Source organism: Nocardia higoensis (assembly GCF_015477835.1).
GTDB classification, from domain to species: Bacteria; Actinomycetota; Actinomycetes; order Mycobacteriales; family Mycobacteriaceae; genus Nocardia; species Nocardia higoensis_A.
Genome location: NZ_JADLQN010000004.1, coordinates 408,914 through 428,783 on the forward strand (window position 1 = coordinate 408,914; position 19,870 = coordinate 428,783).

Consider the following 19,870-nt stretch of genomic DNA (forward strand, 5'->3'; position numbering starts at 1 on the left):
GCAGTTGAAGCTTCGTACGACTGGACGCATCGCGATCGCCGGCTTCGCCGCCATCGCCTCCCTGACCCTCACCGCGTGCGGCGGTGACGACAGTGGGGACGAAGCCAAGCCGGCCAAGACGACGACCAGCGCGGCGGCCATCAGCTCCGCGGCGGACACGCCGGCGGTGCCGACGGCGGCGGAGCTGAACGCCCAGCTGCAGCGGGCGCTCGATCCCGCGGTGCCCAACTCCGAGAAGCTGGAGATGGTGCAGGGCATCGAGGCCGACCCCGAGCTCCCCGGACGCCTGGCCCAGGCCTACACCGACACCGGCGCCACCGTGACCGTCACCGACGTGACCGCCTTCGGTGACACCGTCAACGCCAAGGCCACCATCCTGCTCAACGGCCAGGAGAACATCGCCGACGTGCCGTTCGTCAGCGAGGACGGTCAGTGGAAGGTCCAGAAGGAATGGGCCTGCATCATGCTGACCAACCTGGGCCAGCAGTCGCCCGCCTGCGTCTGATCCCGACGTGCTGAGCGTACGCGGCCCGGACCGGACCGGGCCGCGTGCGTACTCGCGTCCGAACGCGGTATCGCCGCGTCGCCGCTCGCGGCGTCACTCGAACTCGATATCGACCGTTACTATCGGTCGCCGTGGCTGACATCATGGTCCGGCCGCGGACGGCTTCCGCGGACGATTCGGAAACCCCTACGCCGCATCGGGATTCCCGGTCCGCGTGGGCGCGTCCGGTCGCTCTGCTCGCCGCGCTGGTCGGCGTCATGTGCGCGATCGCGGTGCCGCTGTTGCCCGTCCGGGTCGACGCCGCCACGCTCACCTGGCCGCAGAACGGTTCGGCCGACAGCGTGGAAGCGCCGCTGATCGGCTACGCGCCGCTGACCTTCGAGGCGACCGTGCCGTGCGCGGCGATCGCCCAGCTCGGCCCCGCGGGCGGTGTCCTGGTTGCCGGCGGCCCCACCGGATCGCCCGACCTGGAGCGTCACGGGTTCCTCGCACGCGTGACCGCCGCCACTACCGAGGATCCGTCCCGGCTGGACGTGGTGCTGCGCAATCAGGCCCTGTTCAGCGTCCCGGTCACCGAACTGGCGCCCGGCTGCGAACTGTCGGTCCGCGCGGACGCCACCGCCGCCGTGGCGACATTGAACGGCTTCGGCGGCGAGTCGACCGTCCGGCTCGACGGCGACTACCGCCCGCAGCTGGTCGGTATCTACAGCGATCTGGCCGTCGCCGACGGCACCGTGGTGACCGCCGAGATCGACAGCCGCTTCTCCTCGACCCCGACTCCGGTCAAGCGTGCCGCCATCTGGCTGGCGCTGATCGCCACCGCCGTGGCCCTGATCGCGCTGCACCGCATCGACCGCGAGGACGGCAGGCGTGCTCGCCGGATCCTGCCGCGCCTGCGTAGCGTGACCGTGCTCGACGGCGTGGTGATCGGCGTGCTGGTGCTCTGGCATTTCATCGGCGCGACCACCTCCGACGACGGCTACCAGTTCGGCATGGCCCGGGCTTCCGGCGTGTCCGGCTACATGGCCAACTACTTCGCGTACTTCGGTGTGCCGGAGAACCCGATCGGCACCCCTTACTACGACCTGATCCGCCTCATGACCGAGGTGACCACCGCCAGTCCGTGGGTGCGGCTGCCCGCCCTGATCGCGGGCATGCTGATCTGGCTGTTGCTGAGCCGGGAGGTGGTGCCGCGGCTCGGCGTCGCCGTGCGCGACAACCACCTCGCCCTGTGGACCGGCGCGCTCGGGTTCCTCGCGGTATGGCTGCCCTACAACAACGGTCTGCGCCCGGAACCACCGGTCGCGCTCGGCCTGCTGCTCACCTGGGTCTCGGTGGAGCGCGCGATCGCGACCCGTCGGCTGCTGCCCGCGGCGGTGGCGATCCTGGTGGCCGCGTTCACCGTTACCGCCGGGCCGTCCGGGATCATCTGCGTCGCGGCGCTGGTGGCCGGTATCCGCCCGGTGGCGCGCTCGATCATGCACCGGGTCGGCGCGGCGGGCTCGCTGCGGCAGCGGGTGGTCGGCTACGCGACCCTGCTGGCTCCGCTGGCGGCGGCCGGTCTGCTCGTGCTCGCGATCGCCTTCGCCGACCAGCCGTTGAGCGCCGCGCTGGAGATGCAGCGGGTGCATCACGCGATCGGCCCGGATGTGCCCTGGTTCCAGGAGTATCTGCGCTACCAGTACCTGTTCCAGCCGGAGGTCGACGGATCGATCGGCCGTCGGATCGGCATCTTCATGATGCTGGCCGGATTGGTGATCAGTGTCGCGGTGCTGCTGCGCCGGGGCGGGCGGATTCCGCTGACCGCCGCGGGTCCGTCGCGCCGTCTGCTCGGCACCACCGCGGCCGCGCTGCTGCTGATCATGATCACCCCGACCAAGTGGACGCATCACTTCGGCGTGTACGCGGGTGTGGCCGGCGGCGTGGCGGTGCTGGCCGCGATGGCGGTGAGCCCGCGGGTGCTGCGCGCGCCGCGCAACCGCGCGCTGTTCGCCGCGGCCGTCGCTTTCCTGCTCGCGCTGGTGTTCTCCGGCACCAACGGCTGGTGGTATGTGTCCTCCTACGGCATGCCGTGGTGGGACAAGTCGCCTTCGGTCGCGGGTATCGGCCTGAACAAGGTGTTCCTCACGCTGGCGCTGGCACTGCTGGTCGTGGCGGCGTGGTGGCATGTGCGCACCCCCGGCGGGGGCGTGCCGCATCGGGTCTCGCGTGGCATGTGGCGGGTCTCGGCCCTGCCGCCGCTGACGATCGCGCTGGCAGTGCTGGTCCTGTGGGATCTCGGTTCCTTCACCAAAGCCGCAGTGGCCCAAGGGGAATCGTTCTCGCTGGCCCGGTCCAACATCGAGGCCGTGACCGGCGAGCCGCACGGGCTGGCCGGCTACGTGCTGGTCGAGCGGGACCCGAACGAGGGCATGCTCGAACCGCTTTCCGGCGATGTGGTGTCGACCTTCACCGGCGTGGGCGCGGGTTTCACCCCGGCAGGCGTGGCCCAGGACCTGCGCCCCGACGCGGAGGACAATTCCTCCGGCAGCATCGCCGACGCGCTGGGCGCGGATTCCTCCGACAACGAGGAAGCGGGCAGGTCCACCGCCGCGTTGCCGTTCGGCCTGGACGCCACACGGGTACCGGTCATGGGCAGCTACCGCTCCGGTGACGCCGGCCCGGCCGAACTCACCACCGGCTGGTACCGGCTGCCCGATCCGGCCGACCGGGAGGACATCCTCGCACTCAGCGCCGCGGGGCGGATCAGATCGGTCGACGCCGACGGGGTGGTGACCGACGGCCAGCAGGTCGAGATCGAATACGGCACAGCCGGATCCGGGAGCGATGCCCAGCCGATGGGCCGGGTGGCGCCGATCGACATCGGCCCCGCGCCGTCGTGGCGCAACCTGCGGGTGCCCTTCACCGCCATCCCCGCCGAGGCCGACGTCATCCGGATCGTCGCTGTCGACCGCGACCGCAACCCGGCCCAGTGGGTCGCGCTGACCCCGCCCCGGATGCCGAAGACCGTCACCCTCGACGAATTCGTCGGCAGCGACCAGCCGGTCCTGATCGACTGGATGGTCGGCCTGCAGTTCCCCGCGCAACGCCCCTTCGATCACCGGTACGGCATCGCCGAGGTGCCCGCCTTCCGCATCCTGCCCGACCGCGGCGGCGCGGCGGTGACCAACCTCTGGCAGTCGCACGACAGCGGCGGTCCGCTCGGCTGGACCGGCAAACTCCTCCACACCAAGGCGCTCGCCACCTACCTGGACGGCGACTGGGACCGCGACTGGGGTGAGCTGCAACAGTTGACCCGCATCGACGACTCCGCCGTGCCCGCCGAACCGGAGATCACCCGGCACGACCACAGTGGCTTGTGGTCGCCGGGGGCGATCAACACCGCCTACTGACGGCACCACGGCGGCATGCCGTCCACCCGCTATGCCTGGCTCAACGACATCGTTGCGGTCGGTACGGCCGCCGGTCGCAGAGACGTCGACACGGGAGCGCATCGGCTCGCGGCCGGTGCGGCTCACCGCCCTGTGCGCCCCGGGTCAGCCGGCTTCCGGGATCGGCGGGGTGATTCGTCCGGCGAGCATGACGAGGTCGGCGCCGGTGAGACCGGGGTAGCCGTGCAGCATCTCGCGCCAGCGGGCGGGGACGGCGGAGGCGCCCCAGCGGGCGCCGAGCAGCCCGCCCGCGATGGCGGCGGTGGTATCGGTGTCGCCGCCCGCGCGGACGCACAGTTCGAGCGCGGCGGGCAGATGGTCCGGCGAGCTCGCGTCGGCGTGGGTGATGGCCCACCACGCGGTCTGCAAGGCGTGCACGACCCAGCCGTTGTTCGGGAAATGTCCTGGCCCACCGGATTCCGCCTCGTCGAGCAGCCGGTGCCAGTCGGCCGCTGCGTCCAGGGTGTCGACGGCCGCGCGCACGCCGTCGAAGCTCGCGGCGAGCACGGCGTGGCGGATCGCCAGCGTCCAGAGGCGGCAGGCGTCGACGGCCTGTGGGTCGCTGTGGGTCAGCAATCCGACAAGCGCGGCGGATCGGTCGCATTCGACCGCGTCGTCGAGGTGGATCAGCGCGACCGGGGCAGTACGCATGAGTGAGCCGTTGCCGCCGGTGCGCCCCTCGAGCGCGTCCGAGCGGGCCCGCATCGCGGCGGCTGTCGCTGGTCGGCCGGACAGCACCCGCGCGGTCTGCACGCCGATATCCGGCGGCCCGGACTCGTACCAGCGCACGAATCCCGCGGCGACCGCGTCGAGGTTCATGCCGGGACCGTGCTCGTCGGCGGCCAGGGCCACGGCCAGCGCCATGGAGGTGTCATCGGTCCATTCGCCCGGCGCGAAATTGCCCAGCCCGCCGCCGATCATGTCGATCGGCCGGTCGGGGCCCGGCCGGGTGAATTCGTAGCCCGCGCCGAGCGCGTCCCCGGCCGCGGTGCCCAGCAGTACTCCCGCGATCCTGTCCTGAATGCCGGTTCGCGCCGGGTCGGCGAAATCGTTCATCTTTACGGTCCCCCTCGTTCCGGCACGCTCGGCTGCGTGCCGGGATCGAATCTACCGCCGAGGAACGACATCAATTCCGTGGCCCCGCACCGACTCCCTGCTCTCCGTTGCCGGTCGCGGCTTCGTTCGTGTCGCGGGACGCAGCGTGATTCGTGTCGCTGGGCGCGGCCTCCGTGTCGTCGGCGGCAGCCAGATCGTCGTCGCCGGGTGCAGCTCGATTCGGGCTGCCGGGCGCAGCCGCTTCACCGCCGAGGGGCGGCGTGAGCCGGACACGGCGGGCGTGGCGACCACGGCGCAGCGCGTCGGCGGTGAAAATGCCCAAGGCGGTCCAGATCAGGGCGAAGCCGGCCCAGCGGGAGGCGGGCATCGGTTCGTGGGCGACCACCACGCCCCACGCCATCTGCATGGCGGGAGTCAGATATTGCAGCAAGCCCATGGTGGACAGCGGCACCCGCTGGGCGGCGACCGCGAACAGCAGCAGCGGCACCAGCGTCACCGGACCGGTGGATATGAGCAAGCCCGCTTCGACCGGGCCCTCGAATAGGGTGTTCGATCCGGTCAGCGCCAGGAACACCAGGAAGGCCAGCGCGAACGGCGCGGAGACCAGCCCCTCGGCGGCGAGGCTGCGCATGGCGTCGAGCCGGATCACCTTCTTGATCAGGCCGTAGAGCGCGAACGAGACCGCCAGGGTGAGCGCGATGTAGGGCGGCCTGCCGTAGTCGAGAGTCAGCACCACGACCGCCGCCGCGCCGAGTCCGAGCGCCACCCACTGTGCCGCGGCCAGCCGCTCCCGGAAGATCAGCACCCCGAAAGCAACAGTGACCAGCGGATTGGTGAAGTAGCCGAGCGCGCATTCGACCACATGGCCGGAGGTGACGCCATAGACGTAGACGCCCCAGTTGATCGAGATCGCCCCCGAGGCCAGCGCGGCCAGCCGCCAGGTGCGGGCGTCGATGCCGCGCAACTCCCGCAGCCGTCCGGCCACCGCGAGCACGACCAGCGCCGCCACCAGCGTCCACACGATCCGCTGCGCCAGGATCTCCACGGCCCCCGCGAAGGCCAGCAGGCCGAAGAACGCGGGGAACAGGCCCCAGGTGAAGTAGGCGCCTACACCGAACGCGACACCGGGGAGCGATCTGCCTGCGCGCACTCCGGTGAGGCTACCGCGCTCACCCGGGCCGCCGGCAGTCGAGCATCGCCCCGGCGGCCCGGGCGCTGTTCGTGGCGAACGAGATCGCAGACGCCTCGACCCTCGCCTCGATCAGGGAGCCGACACCGTGATGTTTGATCTTCGCCGCAGTGGCGATCCGAGGTGACACCGGAACCGGACTCGGAGGTGACCCGAAGTATGTGGTGCGTAGGCCCCACTGTTCGAATCGAGTTCGCACATCCGTTCGAGACTGGCGGTGCGGCGTGTTGAATTGGCGCAATGGGGCGGCGGGGGGAGCAAGCCGAGCAGGTGGCCTGAACGTTCGGTTGTGTGCGGTGAGTCCGTCCCACGTTCGACGTGGGAAGGCAGCTGTCGGTGAAGCAGGAAACCCCGGGTGTGAGCCCGGGGACCCCGTCTTCAGGCGAGAGAGGAAGTCACCATGGGACATCGCGGATTGCTGGTCGTGGCGCTCTTCATCGGTTCATGCCTGATACCCGGGGCAGGAGCGGGCGCGCGGGCGCCCGCCGGCGAGGTCACCGCACCGCGGACGACCATCGCCGTGCGTACCGACCTCGGCCACCGCTGGGGCCTCGGTGCCGCGGATGCGCCGCACGGCGCACTCTCCCTCGCCAAGCTGTATCTGGTCGATTACGCCCTGCGCCACGGCGACGGTTCGGCCGTGGACACCGAACTCGGTGAGCGGATGATCCGCTACTCCGACGATGCCGCGGCGGACGCGCTGGCGGGCAAGTATCCCGGTGCGATAGCCGCGGTCGCCGCCGAGTACGGCTTGACCGCGACCAGCGCGGGCGGGCACTGGAGCGCCACGACCACCAGCAGCGCCGATGTCGCCGAGTTCCTGCACGCGAAGACGAGCGGCGATCCCGCCTCGCCGATCCTGGCGTGGATGGCCACCGCCGGAGACCGCGCCGCCGACGGCACGCCACAGGATTGGGGTACCGCGCGCCTGCCCGGGGTGCTCGGCACAAAATGGGGCTGGTCGGATGTCGGCACGTCGGAGGTGGCCTCGGTGTCCTTCGGGCCCGGCTTCACGGTGGCGGCCCACACCTATGGCACGCCCGCCGAGCAGACCGCCGACGTGCTGGCGGCGCTGCCGCAGATGCTGGCCGGGCTGGCCGGGATTTCACCGGACTTGTTGCAGCAGTGGGGCATCGCCGTCGGCGGGGCATGACGCCGTGAGGCAACCGCCTCAGGCGCCGACTGGTCGCGGATTCGCGGCCGTCGGAGCCATCATCAGCCGAGCGCTGCCACGGCGGCTTCGGCGGCGTCGGCGACGAGCGCGTTGTCGGCCTCGGCCTCGGGGTCGGACTTCGTCGACAACACGGCGATGACGATCGGCGCGCGGCCCGGCGGCCAGGCGACGGCCACATCCAGTGCCGACCCGTAGGCGGGCGAACCGGTCTTGTCGCCGACGGTCCAGTCGGCGGGCAGGCCGGCGCGGATGCGGGCGGCGCCGGTGGTGTTGGCGACGAGCCAGGAGGTGAGCTGCGCGCGCTCCGGCTCGGCCAGTGTGTCGCCGACGACGAGCGCGCGGTAGTCGGCGGCGAGCGCGGCCGGGGTGGTGGTATCGCGCTCGTCACCGGGTATCGCGGAATTCAACTCGGTCTCCCAGCGATCCAGCCGCGAGGTGTCGTCGCCGAGGGAGCGCAGGAAAGCGGTGAAACCGGCGGGTCCGCCGAGCAGTTTCAGCAGTTGGTTACCCGCGGTGTTGTCGGAGACGGTGATCGCGGCATCGCACAATTGCGCCACGGTCATCCCGGATTCGACGTGGCGTTCGGTGACCGGCGAATACTCGACGAGCTCGGCGGCCGAGTAATGGATCACCTGATCGAAATAGCCCGACGACAGCGGGTGGTCGCGCAGCAGAGCGCCGCAGGCCAGCGCCTTGAAGGTCGAGGCCATCGGGAACCGCTCGTTCTCGCGATGGGTGACTGTGCGCCCGGTCCCGGTGTCGACGGCGAAGACGCCCAGACGCGCGCCCGAGGTGGACTCGAGAGCCGCGAAGTGCGGGCCGGCGGCCACCGAGGTGGTCACGACTTCCGGGGGTGCGGTGGTGGTGGCGGATGTCGCGTCGCAGGCGGCGGACGCGGCGAGCACGGGCACCAGGACAGCGGCGGCGAGCGATCGCCTGCGATGGACGGGGACGAGGTCGAGTACGCGGAATTTCACCGGCCGAGAAGATCACGGTCGGCTGGGGCGCGGCCAATATCGTGAGGTCCCCGCCGCGAGTCGGTCTCGATATCGTCGCAGGTCGTGACGTCGGCACAGCGCCAGAACAGCGATGGGCGCGGATCCGGCCGCGCCGGTTCGGCCGCGGCGGTTGGTTCAATGGCCGCATGGATCTGATCCGTCACCTCCGCTTCTTCGTCTCGATCGCCGACGAAGGACATTTCGGGAGGGCGGCGGCCGCGCTCGACATGACCCAGCCGCCGCTGTCGCAGGGGCTGCGTCGACTCGAACAGTTTCTCGGCGTCGACCTCGTGCACCGCACCAGGCAGGGCGCGATGCTCACCGCCGCGGGCAGGCAGCTGCTGCCCCGCTCCCGGCTGCTGGTCGACGACGCCGACCGGCTGCTGGCCGAGGCCCAGCGCATCGCCCACGCCCGCGGAGACGTGCACCTGGGGGTGGCCGCAGCGGTCCCGGACTCGCTGGTCACCGCTTGCGTCGGCGCGCTTCGTCACGGGTCGGCCGCGGGCGCCACGGTGTCGACCACCGTCGGCGCGACCGTCGAACTGCTCGCCGATCTGCGCGCGGGCCTGTGCGATGTGGCGGTGATCGAGCACCCGGCGCTGGTCGACGGTGTCGACGCCGGGCCGGTGGTGAAGATCGCGCGCCGAGTGATCGTCCCCTCGGACCATCGCAGCGCGAGCGCCGAACGTCCCACCTTCCGCATGCTCGCCGATCTGACCTTCGCGCATCCGCCCCGCGCGGCCAATCCGCCCGCCTTCGACACGGTCCTCGACCTGCTGCGGGAACGCGGGCTCGACCCGCAGGTCGGTACCGCCCGCGACGACCGTGCCGTGCTGGCGGCCGTCGCCGCGGGAACCAGCTTCGGGCTCACCACCGCCGCGCCGTCGAGCGCTGCGGGGGTCACCTGGCTGGATATGGCGCCTCAGGCGCTGGCTCTGCGGGTCCGTGTCGCGCGACGCCCGGATGACCGATCACCGGGCGCCCGTTCAGGGGCCGATGCCGGGTCGCGCACCGAGGCCGAGTCGCACGCCGAAGCGTTGGACCGCCTGCTGTACCGGGAGCGCCTGCGATGAGCGCTGAACGTGGTCGCGCGGCGGCGGACCGTATCCGTGACGTCTTCGCCGACGCGGGGTGCACCGGCTGGCTGCACGCCCGGCGGTGCGGCGGCGGGGCGGGGTTCTCGGCGGCGGGGTTCTCCGACGCGGAGATCTCGGTCGACGGCCACGCCCGGGTGGTGACCGCCTCGGTGTACAAGTTGGTGCTGTTGGTGGCCTTCTGCCGCGGCGTCGATGCCGGGGAGATCGATCCCACCTCCCGGCTCACCATCGACCCCGCCGAGTGCACCCCTGGTCCCACCGGCATCGCGGCACTGCACGACCCGGTGACCATGACCCGCCGCGATCTGGCGACCTCGATGATGACGGTGTCGGACAATGCGGCGGCCGACGTGCTGCTGGGCGAGGTCGGCCTGAACGCGGTCGAGGACGTACTCACCGATCTCGGCCTCACCGAGACCAGGATCGTGGGCGGCACCGCCGATATGCACCGCAGCCTGTTGCGTGACACCGACACCCACACCACCGCCGAGGCCTTCGCGGCGCTGGCCGACAACGACGAAGCCCGGTCGGTCTCGGCCTACGACCCCGCCTACACCAGCGCGACCACACCGGAGGAGATGACCCGTCTGCTGCGCGCGCTCTGGTCCGGCACGGTCCTGTCCCCGGAACAGACCGGGTTCGTGCGCGCGGTGATGGCCGGCCAGGTCTGGCCGCACCGCATCACCGCGGCGTTCCCGCATCGCGGGGTCACGGTGGCGGGCAAGACCGGCACCATCGGTGTGATCCGCAACGAAGTCGCGATGGTCGAGTTCCCGCACGAGTACCCGGTCGCTGTGGCGGTGTTCACGCGCGCCGCGCGCGCCGACCCGCAGCTTCCCGTGGTGGACGCGGCGATCGCCGAGGCCGCCCGGATCGCGGTGACCGCACTGCGCCACCCGATGGACCCGGACGATCGGCCCGGACGATCGACTCGGACGATTGAACACGGCGCTCGCCGATGAGGGCATCCACCGGGACCGCTTAGGCTGACGCTCATGACGACAACCGAGCAGATTTCCGGGTCGGCCGGACTGTCCGCGGCACAGGTCGAGCAACGTCGCCGCGACGGGCTCACCAATGACGTCCCCGATCGCGCCAGTCGCTCGGTGCGTGAGATCGTGCGCGCCAATGTCTTCACCCGCATCAACGCCATCCTCGGTGTGCTGTTCCTGCTGGTGCTGAGTGCCGGCTCGCTCATCGACGGCATGTTCGGCCTGCTCATCGTCGCCAACAGCGCGGTCGGCATCATCCAGGAGGTGCGGGCCAAGCGCACCCTCGATCAGCTCGCCATCATCAGCCAGGCCAAGCCGACGGTGCGGCGCGACGGGGTGGCGAGGCAGATCTCGCCGCACGACGTCGTGCTCGACGATCTCATCGAACTGGGGCCGGGCGACCAGATCGTGGTCGACGGTGTGGTCGAGGAATCCGAGCTGCTCGAGATCGACGAGTCGCTGCTCACCGGCGAGGCCGACCCCATCGACAAGCAAGCCGGTGCGCCCGTGATGTCGGGTAGTTATGTGGTCTCCGGGTCGGGCGCCTATCGGGCCACCAAGGTCGGCCGCGACGCCTATGCCGCTCGCCTGGCCGAGGAGGCCAGCAAATTCACCCTGGTGCATTCGGAACTGCGCAGCGGCATCGACCGCATTCTGAAGTTCATCACGATCCTGCTGATCCCCGCGGGTCTGCTCAGCATCTACAACCAGCTGTTCTCCAGCGGCGAATCGTGGCGGCCCGCGGTCACCGGAATGGTGGCCGCGCTCGTGCCGATGGTGCCCGAGGGCCTGGTGCTGATGACCTCCATCGCGTTCGCGGTCGGCGTGGTGCGGTTGGGGAAGCGCAAGTGCCTGGTGCAGGAACTGCCCGCGATCGAGGGCTTGGCCCGGGTGGACGTGGTGTGTGCGGACAAGACCGGCACTCTCACCGAGAACGGCATGCGGCTGGCCGAGGTCCGGGTGCTCGGCGGAGCCGACGAGGCGGGCGCGCGCGAGGCGCTGTCCGCGCTCGCTGCCGCGGACCCGCGACCCAATGCCAGCGTGCAGGCGATCGCGGAGGCGCTGCCCGCCGCGCCGAGTTGGCAGCGCACCGGGGTCGCGCCGTTCTCTTCGGCCAAGAAGTGGAGCGGCATCTCCTTCGGTGACCACGGCGACTGGCTGCTCGGCGCCCCCGACGTCCTGCTCGACCCGGCGACGCCGGACGCTCGCGCGGCCGAGGAACTGGGCGCCAAGGGCCTGCGCGTGTTGCTGCTCGCGCACAGTGACCGCCCGGTGGATGCCGCGGATGCTCCCGGCTTGGTGACCCCCGTGGCCCTGGTGGTGCTCGAACAGAAGGTGCGCCCGGACGCGCGCGACACTCTGGTGTACTTCGCCCAGCAGGACGTCGGCATCAAGGTGATCTCCGGCGACAACGCGGTCTCGGTCGGCGCGGTCGCCGCTTCCCTCGACCTGCCCGGCGGCGACCACGCCGTCGACGCCCGCACGCTGCCCGAGGATCTCTCGGCCCTGGCCGACGTGCTCGACGACGAGACCACTTTCGGCCGCGTCCGCCCGGAGCAGAAGCGGGCGATGGTCGGCGCGCTGCAGTCGCGCGGGCACACCGTCGCCATGACCGGCGACGGCGTCAACGACGTGCTCGCGCTCAAGGACGCCGACATCGGCGTGGCGATGGGCTCGGGCAGCCCCGCCACCCGCGCGGTCGCCCAGATCGTCCTGCTGGACAACAAGTTCGCGACGCTGCCGTATGTGGTGGCCGAGGGCAGGCGGGTGATCGGCAACATCGAGCGCGTCTCGAACCTGTTCCTGACCAAGACCGTGTATTCGGTGCTGCTGGCCTTCCTGGTCGGCCTGGCCGGTCTCGGCTCGCAGATCTTCGACTACGACCCCATCGGCTACCCGTTCCTGCCACGCCACGTCACCATCGCCGCCTGGTTCACCATCGGCATCCCGGCGTTCATCCTCTCGCTGGCCCCGAACAACGAGCGCGCCCGCTCCGGGTTCGTGTCCCGGGTCATGCGCCAGGCCATCCCGTCGGGCATCGTCATCGGCGTGGCGACGTTCGTGGCCTATCTGATCGCCTATCAGGGCGTCGATGCCACCGAACAGGAGAAGATGCAGGCGGGAACCACGGCCCTGATCACGCTCATCGTCATCGCGGTGTGGGTGCTGGCGATCGTCGCCAGGCCCTACGCCTGGTGGAAGGTGCTGCTGATCGTGGTGTCGATGCTGGCCTACGTCGTGCTGTTCACGGTGCCGTTCACCCGGGAGTTCTTCGCGCTCGACCCGTCGAACCTCGTTCTGACGGGCACGGCATTGGCGCTCGGCGCGCTCGGCATCGTGCTCGTCGAGATCGCCTGGTGGTTCAGCGCCACCGAGGACGGCGAGCACCGGCTGATCCCGGCCTCGCCGGGCGGAGCGGCCTGATCCCGCCGCACGGCTGATCCGCCGCACGGCTGATACCGGCGGGTCCGCGGGACTCGGTCCCGTGGCGGGGCGCAACATGGTCGTCCGACCCGCCGCGCCGCGAGAACCCTTGGGCCGGGCGGTCATTCGCCGGTGGGGTACCTTCTGGTGAATGGAGGTCTTGCTGCACCAGATCGACGCGTTCGCCGACGCACCGTTCTCCGGCAACCCGGCGGCGGTGATGCCGTTGCCGTCGTGGTTGCCCGACGAGCTGCTGCAGAATCTGGCCGAGGAGAACAACCTCGCCGAAACCGCCTTCTACACCTCGCAATTACCGCCCGAGGCGTCCGCGACCCCGGAGGCCCCCACCGATCGACCGGTGTTCCACCTACGCTGGTTCACCCCGGCCGCCGAGGTGGACATGTGTGGTCACGCCACCGTGGCCTCGGCCGCGCAGATCCTCGAAGACCTGCACCCCGGCGAAGATCGCGTCAGCTTCTACACCCGCAGCGGCTGGTTGCACGTCGACCGCACCGACGACGACGAATACGTCCTCGACCTGCCCGCCGTCGGCTCTGTCGAGACCGACCCCGATCCCGCGCTCGTCGAGGCGCTCGGCGTGCGCCCGGTCCGCGCCTACAGCGGCCCCGACGAAGTCCTCGTGCTGGTCTCGGAAAGCGAAGTACGCGAGGCGACGCCGATGTTCGGCGCATTCCCACCGCTGCCCCGCGGCGCGATCATCGCCGCCCCCGGCGACGAGGTGGACCTGGTGTCGCGCTTCTTCGCTCCCGGCGTCGGCATCCAGGAAGACCCGGTCACCGGATCGGCCCACGCCCAGCTGGTTCCGCTGTGGGCCGAGCGCATCGGCAGTCCGCTCGTGATCGCCCGCCAGCTGTCCCGGCGCGGCGGCGCCCTGCGGTGTGAACTGGCCGGCGACCGGGTGCTGCTCATCGGGCGGTGCCGCCGCTACCTCGACGGGGTCGTCCAGCTGCCGGATTGAAACAGTGCCGCTGTCCGGCCGGACAGCGCTCGCGGGCCCAGGGAGTGCCCCGCCGACCCGCGTCGGCGTGGCCCGATCGGCATCGGTGGGGATATGTCCGGCTTCGGCGTTGTGCGGCTCGGCTCAGTTGCCGGGAACAGGACCGTCGTCCGGTCCGGGGAGCACCGTCTCGGTGTGCTCGGGCAGGAGCGGCGCGACGCCGTAGTGTCCGGCCACCGCGTCGGCGGGCAACGCCTCCACCGCGCGAATCGCCGGATCAGCGCGCAATTCCCGTAACCGGTCCAGCGGTCCGCGCACGACGACCGCGACGGCGCACGCGCAGCCCGCCTCGAGCCGCTGCGCGCTCACCTGGAGAATCCGGCGGTAGCGCTCGTCGGACACCTCGCCTGTCGACGCGGAGCGCATGAGCCCGGCCGCGGATGCCGCCGAAGCGCGGATGGCGGTCTCGTTGGCGGGCACCGGGATCGTGGTGAGTGGTGTGCGGACGCGGGGAATGGGCACCTGATAGAGCACCTGGCCGATCCGCAGGCCGCCGGTGTGCGCGGACAGCTGATCCGGTGGCAGCGGCTCGGTGAACGACAGCAGCGCCCAGTGGTCGGCGTTGTCCTCGACTGTCAGCGAATCGGCTGCCCGCGCAAGATAATCGGACACCCGCTCGGCGTTCTCGGGGCCCAACCGGTCGGTGCGCACCCCGAGATCGCGTGGCGGGTTCAGAATGCCGAGCACCGCCAGCAAACCCACCGCCACAACGGCGACGACGACCAGGGTGAGCACGCGGACCTTGCCGCCTTCCGAGGCGTCTTTCGCGTTCGCATCCGTGGAGAGCTTCTCGTGGGCACTCGCACTCGCACCCGCGGTGCGGGCAGCGTCGTCACCGGAACCGACGGCCGCTTCGGCGGTGGCGCCGTGGTCGGGACCACTGCCCGGCTCGGCGGCGGGACCGGAGTGCTGGCTGCCGGGGCGCTCGTCGGGGTCGGCGGAGCGGTCGGGGGGTGTGGAGGGGGCGTGGCCGGAATTCCCGCCGAATTCGTCGGCGGGATCGGCGGGCGAGCCCTCCTCACGCATCGCGCAGTACGTCCAATGCATGGCTCAGGTCGGCCGGATACTCGCTGACGATCTCGAGCCAGCGACCATCCGCGGGGTGGTGGAAACCCAGGGTGTGCGCGTGCAGCCACTGCCGTTCCAGGCCGAGGCGGGCGGCCAGTTTCGGGTCGGCGCCGTAGGTCAGGTCACCGCAGCAGGGGTGCCGGATCGCGGAGAAGTGCACGCGGATCTGGTGGGTACGGCCGGTTTCCAGATGGATGTCCAGCAGGCTGGCGGCCTGGAACGCCTCGATCGTGTCGTAGTGGGTGACGCTCGGACGTCCGTCCGCGGTGACCGCGAACTTCCAGTCGTTGCCGCGCGCGCGGCCGATCGGGGCGTCGATGGTGCCGCTGCTCGGATCGGGATGGCCCTGGACCAGCGCGTGATAGCGCTTGTGCACGGTGCGTTGCTTGAAGGCGCGCTTGAGCACGGTGTAGGCGTGCTCGGACTGGGCGACCACCATCACCCCGGAGGTGCCCACGTCGAGGCGGTGCACGATGCCCTGGCGTTCGTGCGCGCCGGAGGTGGAGATGCGGTAGCCCGCGGCGGCGAGCCCACCGACCACGGTCGGTCCGGACCAGCCGACCCCGGTGTGCGCGGCCACGCCGACCGGCTTGTCCACCGCCACGATGTCGTCGTCGGCGTAGAGGATCTTCATGCCCTCCACCGGGGCGACCTCGACGGTCAATTCGCGCTTGGGTTCGGGGAACTCGACCTCGAGCCAGGCGCCTGCGGTGAGCCGGTCGGACTTGCCCGCCGCGACCCCGTCCAGGAGCACCGAGCCGTCGGTGGTCAATGCCGCCACCGCGGTGCGCGAGAGCCCGAGCAACCGGGACAGACCGGCGTCCACCCGCATGCCGTCCAGCCCGTCGGGCACCGGCATGGCCCTGGTCTCTCTCACGTGGTGTTCCCCTTTCCCGTGTGCTCGGTGCCGCGCTCTCGCGCGCTGTCCTTCGTCGTGACGCTGTCCTTCGTCGTGACGCTGTCGTCGGTGGTGTCACTGTCGTCGGTCGTGTTGCCGCCGGTGTGCTCGCGGTCGACCCCCGCGACCGCGCCACCGGATTCGGTCTCGTTGTCGCGTCCGACGCGGGTGCCGTCGAGTTCGAACCCGAACAGCGTCGCCGCGACCAGCAGCGCCGCGCCGCACACGATCGCCGAGTCGGCGACGTTGAACACCGGGAACGAGCCGACGGCGACGAAGTCGACCACGTGGCCCTGCAACGGACCCGGCGAACGGAACAGCCGATCGGCCAGATTACCCACCGCGCCGCCGAGCACCATGCCCAGGCCGATCGCCCACCACAGCGAACGCAGCTTCCGGCCGATCCTGATCACCCCGATCACCACCGCGACCGCGACCAGCGTCAGCAGCCACGTCATGCCGGTGGCCATCGAGAATGCCGCGCCGGGGTTGCGGACCAACGCGAAGCGCACGAAGTCACCGATGATCGGGACCGGGTCGCCCGGGGTGATGGTGGCCACCACGATGCACTTGGTGAGCAGGTCCAGTGCGAAGAGCACCACCGCGAGCGTCAGCAGCGTGTGCAGCCGTAGCGGGGGGAGTTCCCCGGCGGACTCGTCCGCCCTTCCGGTGGTGTCGGCGGTGTCGCCAGGGACAGCGGCGTCGGCCTCGACGGCGTCGACGGCAGCGTCGGCGGCGTCGTCGTTTTCGGGGTGCCGATCGTCATTCACACTCTCCATCATCGCTCGAGGACACCCGCGCCTGTGCCGCGCCTCCTCCGGGGCGGCGATGGACCGGCGATGCCGCGCCCGTTCGGCGTCGCCGCGGATAACGCTCGGGCACGGCCGCGGTGGAGTCTGAGCCCACACTCAGGAAGCGGTCGTACCCTGATGCTCGTGACGGTGTTGTCTTCTCCCCATCTACCCCGGATCGCGCGACCGCGGGCACTGCTCCTGGCGATCGCCCTGGGCCTGTCGACCTTCGCCGTCGGCTGCGCCGATGACGCCGAATCGCCCGCGACCACCGAGGGCACCGAGCCGCTCGGCATCGGCAAGGAGGTGACGGTGCCGATCTCGGTGGCCGCGGCCACGCTGGTCTCCCCGGGCGCCGAGCCGCGCGCCGTGCTGCGACCGACCTTCGCGCCGGGCACCGAACAGCGGGTGACCCTGCACACCGAGCACCACATCGAACAGCAGATCAACGATCAACCGCCCCGGGACTTCTCCACCCCGGCGCTGACCATCCCGATGACCGCGCTCGCGGGCACCGGCGGCGTGGATCTCACTCTCGGTGAGGTGACCAGTCCCGACCCCATGCTCAGCCGGGCGTTGACGGCCGCGGACGGTTCGCAGGCCGGTCTGGACTTCAGCGCCGAGGGCGCGATCATCGCCCTTCGCCTCGCCCCCGACCCCGACACGCCGAACGCCGCGCGCGCGGCCTTGGAGAACGCCTTCTACCAGGCGGTGTACCGCTCGATCATGTTCCCCGAGGAGCCCGTCGGCGAAGGCGCGGTGTGGACGGTGCATCAGGAGGTCACCGGCGGGGTGACGTTGGACCAGGTGACCACGGCGACGCTCACCAAGCGCGAGGGCGACCGGCTCACCATCGAACTGACGGTCGAGCAGACCCCGAAATCCTCGTCGTGGGCGCTGCCCAACGACACCGGCACGTTGTCCATCGAGGATTACCTCATGGAGGGCAACGGCACCATCACCTTCGATCTGGGGCTGCCGCTGCCGGTGGCCGGGTCGATCACCGTCGGCGGCCACCAGGTCTACCGGGACCCGCGCAGCGTCAGCCTGCTGAGCCAGAGCATCGTCACGCAGGTGTCGTGGGCCGAGTGAGGACTCTCGCCATCGCGCGAACAGCCGTATACGCCGCCGCTGTCTGCGCCTTCGCCCTGGTGACGACCGGATGCGGATCCTCCGGCGACACCGGCTCCGACGCCGACCCGATCGAGCTCGGCGCGCTCGGCGCCGTCGTGCCCGCGGCGCCGGTCACCGTCCCGCCGTTCACCGACGCCGACACCCTCGCGCTGCGTCTGCTCGGCGAAGACGACCTGCCCGCGGGCATGGTCGCCGCCTACGACCCGGCCGACGAATCCACCCGGCCCGCCTCCGTGCCGGCACCGACCACTCCCGCCGGCTGCGGCAAAGTGCTGATGGCCCTGGGATATCAGCGACCGGAGGCGCTCACCTGGACCGGTGTCGCCTACGAGGGCCCGGAGTTCGCCGGCATCGATATCGACGCCGCCAGTTACGCCGAGGTGGGCCCGGCCTTCACCGCTGTCCAGCAGACCCTGCACAACTGCACCGAGTACTTCGGCGAGGACAGCGAGGACACGCGCATCGACTACCGGCTCGGCGCGCTGGACCAGCCGCCCGCCGGCGATGCGAGTACCTCGTTCCAGTTGTGGATGACCAGCGAGGGCGCGACTCTGGTCGCGCAGGCGACCCTGGTCCAGGTCGGCGCCACCCTCGTGCAGATCTCGGTCACCGCGCCGGAAGCGTCGGACCCGGCGCTGCTGGCCGAACTCACCGCTGCCCAGGTGCGCGCGCTGCGCGGGGCATAGCTGTCACCGAGCATCGCTGTTACCGAACCCCACGGTCACCGAACCCCGCTGCCGCCTGAACCCCGCCGTCACCGAACCGTAGCCGCGACGATCCACACCGAAGGTCGTGCCGCGGCCGGGGCGGGGCATAGGCTCGCGAGGTCAGACGAATTGCCTCGACCTGGAGGTCGGTCATGTCCGATGTCGAACCCATCCCCGACGGATACCCGGCGCTTTCCCCCGGGCTGGCCATCGACGGCGCGGCGGCGGCCGTCGAGTTCTACAAACAGGTGTTCGGCGCGACCGAACGCATGCGCATGCCCCGCCCGGACGGCAAGATCGCGCACTGTGAACTGCTGATCGGCGGATCCGTGCTGATGCTCGGCGACCCCGCTCCCGAAGTCGGCTTCTTCGATCCCAGGACTGTCGGCGGCACTCCGGTGAGCCTGCACGTCTACGTCCCCGACGCCGACGCGGCTTTCGTCACCGCCATGGAATCGGGCGCCCGGGAACTCGAGCCGGTGACCCTCCAGTTCTACGGCGACCGCTCCGGTTCCTTCATCGACCCCTGGGGACACCGCTGGACGGTCGCCACCCACGTCGAAGACGTCCCGCCGGACGAGATGGACCGGCGCATGGCGCGCCTGTTCGGCGAATCCTGATCGGCAGGGCGGGCGCACCCGATCCCCCTCACGGACCGGGTACGCCGCGCCCGATTCAGCCGCGCGCGATGGCCTCGAAGACACTCGGGTCGACGAGGGTGGAAGTGTCGCCGAGGTCGCGGCCCTCGGCGATATCGCGCAGCAGGCGGCGCATGATCTTGCCGCTGCGGGTCTTCGGCAGTTCGGGAACGACATGGATGTCGCGCGGTCTGGCGATGGGACTGATCTCGCGGGCGACTTCGGCCTTCAGGTCGGCGACGAGTGCCGAGCCGGTGTCCTCGGCGTCGGCGGTGAGGATGACGAAGGCGACGATGCCCTGGCCGGTGGTGGCGTCGGTGGCGCCGACGACAGCGGCTTCGGCGACGCTGGAATGCCCGACCAGGGCGGATTCGACTTCGGCGGTGGAGATGCGGTGGCCGGAGACGTTCATGACGTCGTCGACGCGGCCCAGCACCCAGAGCGCGTCGTCCTCGTCGACCTTCGCGCCGTCGCCGGCGAAGTACCAGCCCTGCTCGGCGAAACGTGCCCAGTAGGTGTCGCGGTAGCGGTCCATGTCGCCCCAGATGCCGCGCAGCATGGATGGCCAGGGCTGGTCCAAGACCAGGAGTCCGGAGCTGCCGGTCGCGAGATCGGCGCCGTCGTCGTCGACGACGCGGGCGCTGATGCCGGGGAGGGGGGTCATGGCGGCGCCGGGTTTGGTGGTGGTGACCCCGGGGAGGGGGGAGATCATGATGGCGCCGGTTTCGGTTTGCCACCAGGTGTCGACGA

16 protein-coding genes and 1 pseudogene are annotated in these 19,870 nt (G+C 70.8%); 10 read left to right on the top strand and 7 right to left on the bottom strand.

Features of this window, described 5'->3' with window-relative positions; genetic code table 11:
* Positions 1-4: 4 nt before the first annotated feature.
* Together IU449_RS22490 and IU449_RS22495 are read left to right on the top strand one after the other, a co-directional pair.
* Entirely contained in the window at positions 5-505 is a 501-nt protein-coding gene (locus tag IU449_RS22490; RefSeq protein ID WP_195004077.1) for a hypothetical protein, read from the top strand.
* Positions 506-648: 143 nt separating this feature from the next.
* Positions 649-3,897 carry an arabinosyltransferase domain-containing protein gene (locus IU449_RS22495; RefSeq protein ID WP_195004151.1) on the top strand — a complete coding sequence of 1,083 codons (3,249 nt, stop codon included), beginning with the start codon at positions 649-651 and terminating at the stop codon, positions 3,895-3,897.
* 144 nt (positions 3,898-4,041) lie between these two features.
* On the opposite strand, the gene IU449_RS22500 is transcribed toward IU449_RS22495, so the two are convergent.
* Together IU449_RS22500 and rarD are read right to left on the bottom strand one after the other, a co-directional pair.
* Positions 4,042-4,992, bottom strand: coding sequence for an ADP-ribosylglycohydrolase family protein (locus IU449_RS22500; RefSeq protein ID WP_195004078.1), 951 nt, complete (start codon positions 4,990-4,992; stop codon positions 4,042-4,044).
* 271 nt (positions 4,993-5,263) lie between these two features.
* A pseudogene (gene rarD, locus IU449_RS22505) lies at positions 5,264-6,142 on the bottom strand (EamA family transporter RarD); the annotation flags it as partial.
* 439 nt (positions 6,143-6,581) lie between these two features.
* On the opposite strand from rarD, the gene IU449_RS22510 reads away from it, so the two are divergent.
* A complete protein-coding gene (locus IU449_RS22510) occupies positions 6,582-7,334 on the top strand; it encodes a serine hydrolase (protein WP_195004079.1) in 753 nt (250 codons plus the stop codon).
* 62 nt (positions 7,335-7,396) lie between these two features.
* Here IU449_RS22510 and bla read toward each other — a convergent pair whose 3' ends face one another.
* The gene (bla, locus tag IU449_RS22515; protein ID WP_324188379.1) at positions 7,397-8,332 is read right to left on the bottom strand and encodes a class A beta-lactamase; all 936 of its coding nucleotides are present in this window, start codon (positions 8,330-8,332) and stop codon (positions 7,397-7,399) included.
* 167 nt (positions 8,333-8,499) lie between these two features.
* Here bla and IU449_RS22520 point away from each other — a divergent pair, with 167 nt between their 5' ends.
* The 4 genes from IU449_RS22520 to IU449_RS22535 all read left to right on the top strand — a co-directional run bounded on the left by IU449_RS22520 (position 8,500) and on the right by IU449_RS22535 (position 13,845).
* Positions 8,500-9,426, top strand: coding sequence for a LysR family transcriptional regulator (locus IU449_RS22520; RefSeq protein WP_195004080.1), 927 nt, complete (start codon positions 8,500-8,502; stop codon positions 9,424-9,426).
* Positions 9,423-10,412: a serine hydrolase gene (locus IU449_RS22525; RefSeq protein WP_195004081.1), complete on the top strand. Its 990-nt coding sequence runs from the start codon at positions 9,423-9,425 to the stop codon at positions 10,410-10,412. The genes IU449_RS22520 and IU449_RS22525 overlap by 4 nt, the downstream gene beginning before the upstream one ends.
* Positions 10,413-10,445: 33 nt before the next feature.
* The gene (locus tag IU449_RS22530) at positions 10,446-12,866 is read left to right on the top strand and encodes a cation-translocating P-type ATPase (RefSeq protein WP_195004082.1); all 2,421 of its coding nucleotides are present in this window, start codon (positions 10,446-10,448) and stop codon (positions 12,864-12,866) included.
* A 151-nt stretch (positions 12,867-13,017) separates the two neighbouring features.
* Complete coding sequence (locus IU449_RS22535) at positions 13,018-13,845, top strand: PhzF family phenazine biosynthesis protein (protein ID WP_195004083.1); 828 nt, start codon at positions 13,018-13,020, stop codon at positions 13,843-13,845.
* 123 nt (positions 13,846-13,968) lie between these two features.
* On the opposite strand, the gene IU449_RS22540 is transcribed toward IU449_RS22535, so the two are convergent.
* Genes IU449_RS22540 through lspA form a run of 3 tightly spaced genes read right to left on the bottom strand, consistent with a single transcriptional unit; the run spans position 13,969 to position 16,632 of the window.
* On the bottom strand, positions 13,969-14,910 hold the full coding sequence (locus IU449_RS22540; protein WP_228805481.1) for a hypothetical protein: 942 nt from the start codon (positions 14,908-14,910) through the stop codon (positions 13,969-13,971).
* Positions 14,903-15,829 carry an RluA family pseudouridine synthase gene (locus IU449_RS22545; protein ID WP_195004084.1) on the bottom strand — a complete coding sequence of 309 codons (927 nt, stop codon included), beginning with the start codon at positions 15,827-15,829 and terminating at the stop codon, positions 14,903-14,905. The genes IU449_RS22540 and IU449_RS22545 overlap by 8 nt, the downstream gene beginning before the upstream one ends.
* Positions 15,826-16,632 carry a signal peptidase II gene (gene lspA / locus IU449_RS22550; protein WP_195004085.1) on the bottom strand — a complete coding sequence of 269 codons (807 nt, stop codon included), beginning with the start codon at positions 16,630-16,632 and terminating at the stop codon, positions 15,826-15,828. The genes IU449_RS22545 and lspA overlap by 4 nt, the downstream gene beginning before the upstream one ends.
* 147 nt (positions 16,633-16,779) lie before the next feature.
* Between lspA and IU449_RS22555 the strand changes: the two genes are divergently transcribed.
* The 3 genes from IU449_RS22555 (at position 16,780) to IU449_RS22565 (ending at position 19,102) form a co-directional block, all read left to right on the top strand.
* Positions 16,780-17,733: a hypothetical protein gene (locus IU449_RS22555; RefSeq protein WP_195004086.1), complete on the top strand. Its 954-nt coding sequence runs from the start codon at positions 16,780-16,782 to the stop codon at positions 17,731-17,733.
* Positions 17,730-18,461 carry a hypothetical protein gene (locus IU449_RS22560; RefSeq protein ID WP_324188380.1) on the top strand — a complete coding sequence of 244 codons (732 nt, stop codon included), beginning with the start codon at positions 17,730-17,732 and terminating at the stop codon, positions 18,459-18,461. The genes IU449_RS22555 and IU449_RS22560 overlap by 4 nt, the downstream gene beginning before the upstream one ends.
* 173 nt (positions 18,462-18,634) lie before the next feature.
* Positions 18,635-19,102 (top strand): VOC family protein, encoded by a 468-nt coding sequence (locus IU449_RS22565; protein ID WP_195004088.1) that lies wholly within the window; start codon positions 18,635-18,637, stop codon positions 19,100-19,102.
* Between the two features lie 55 nt (positions 19,103-19,157).
* On the opposite strand, the gene IU449_RS22570 is transcribed toward IU449_RS22565, so the two are convergent.
* Positions 19,158-19,870 (bottom strand): AMP-binding enzyme (locus IU449_RS22570; RefSeq protein ID WP_195004089.1); only part of this gene is annotated, 713 nt, incomplete at its 5' end.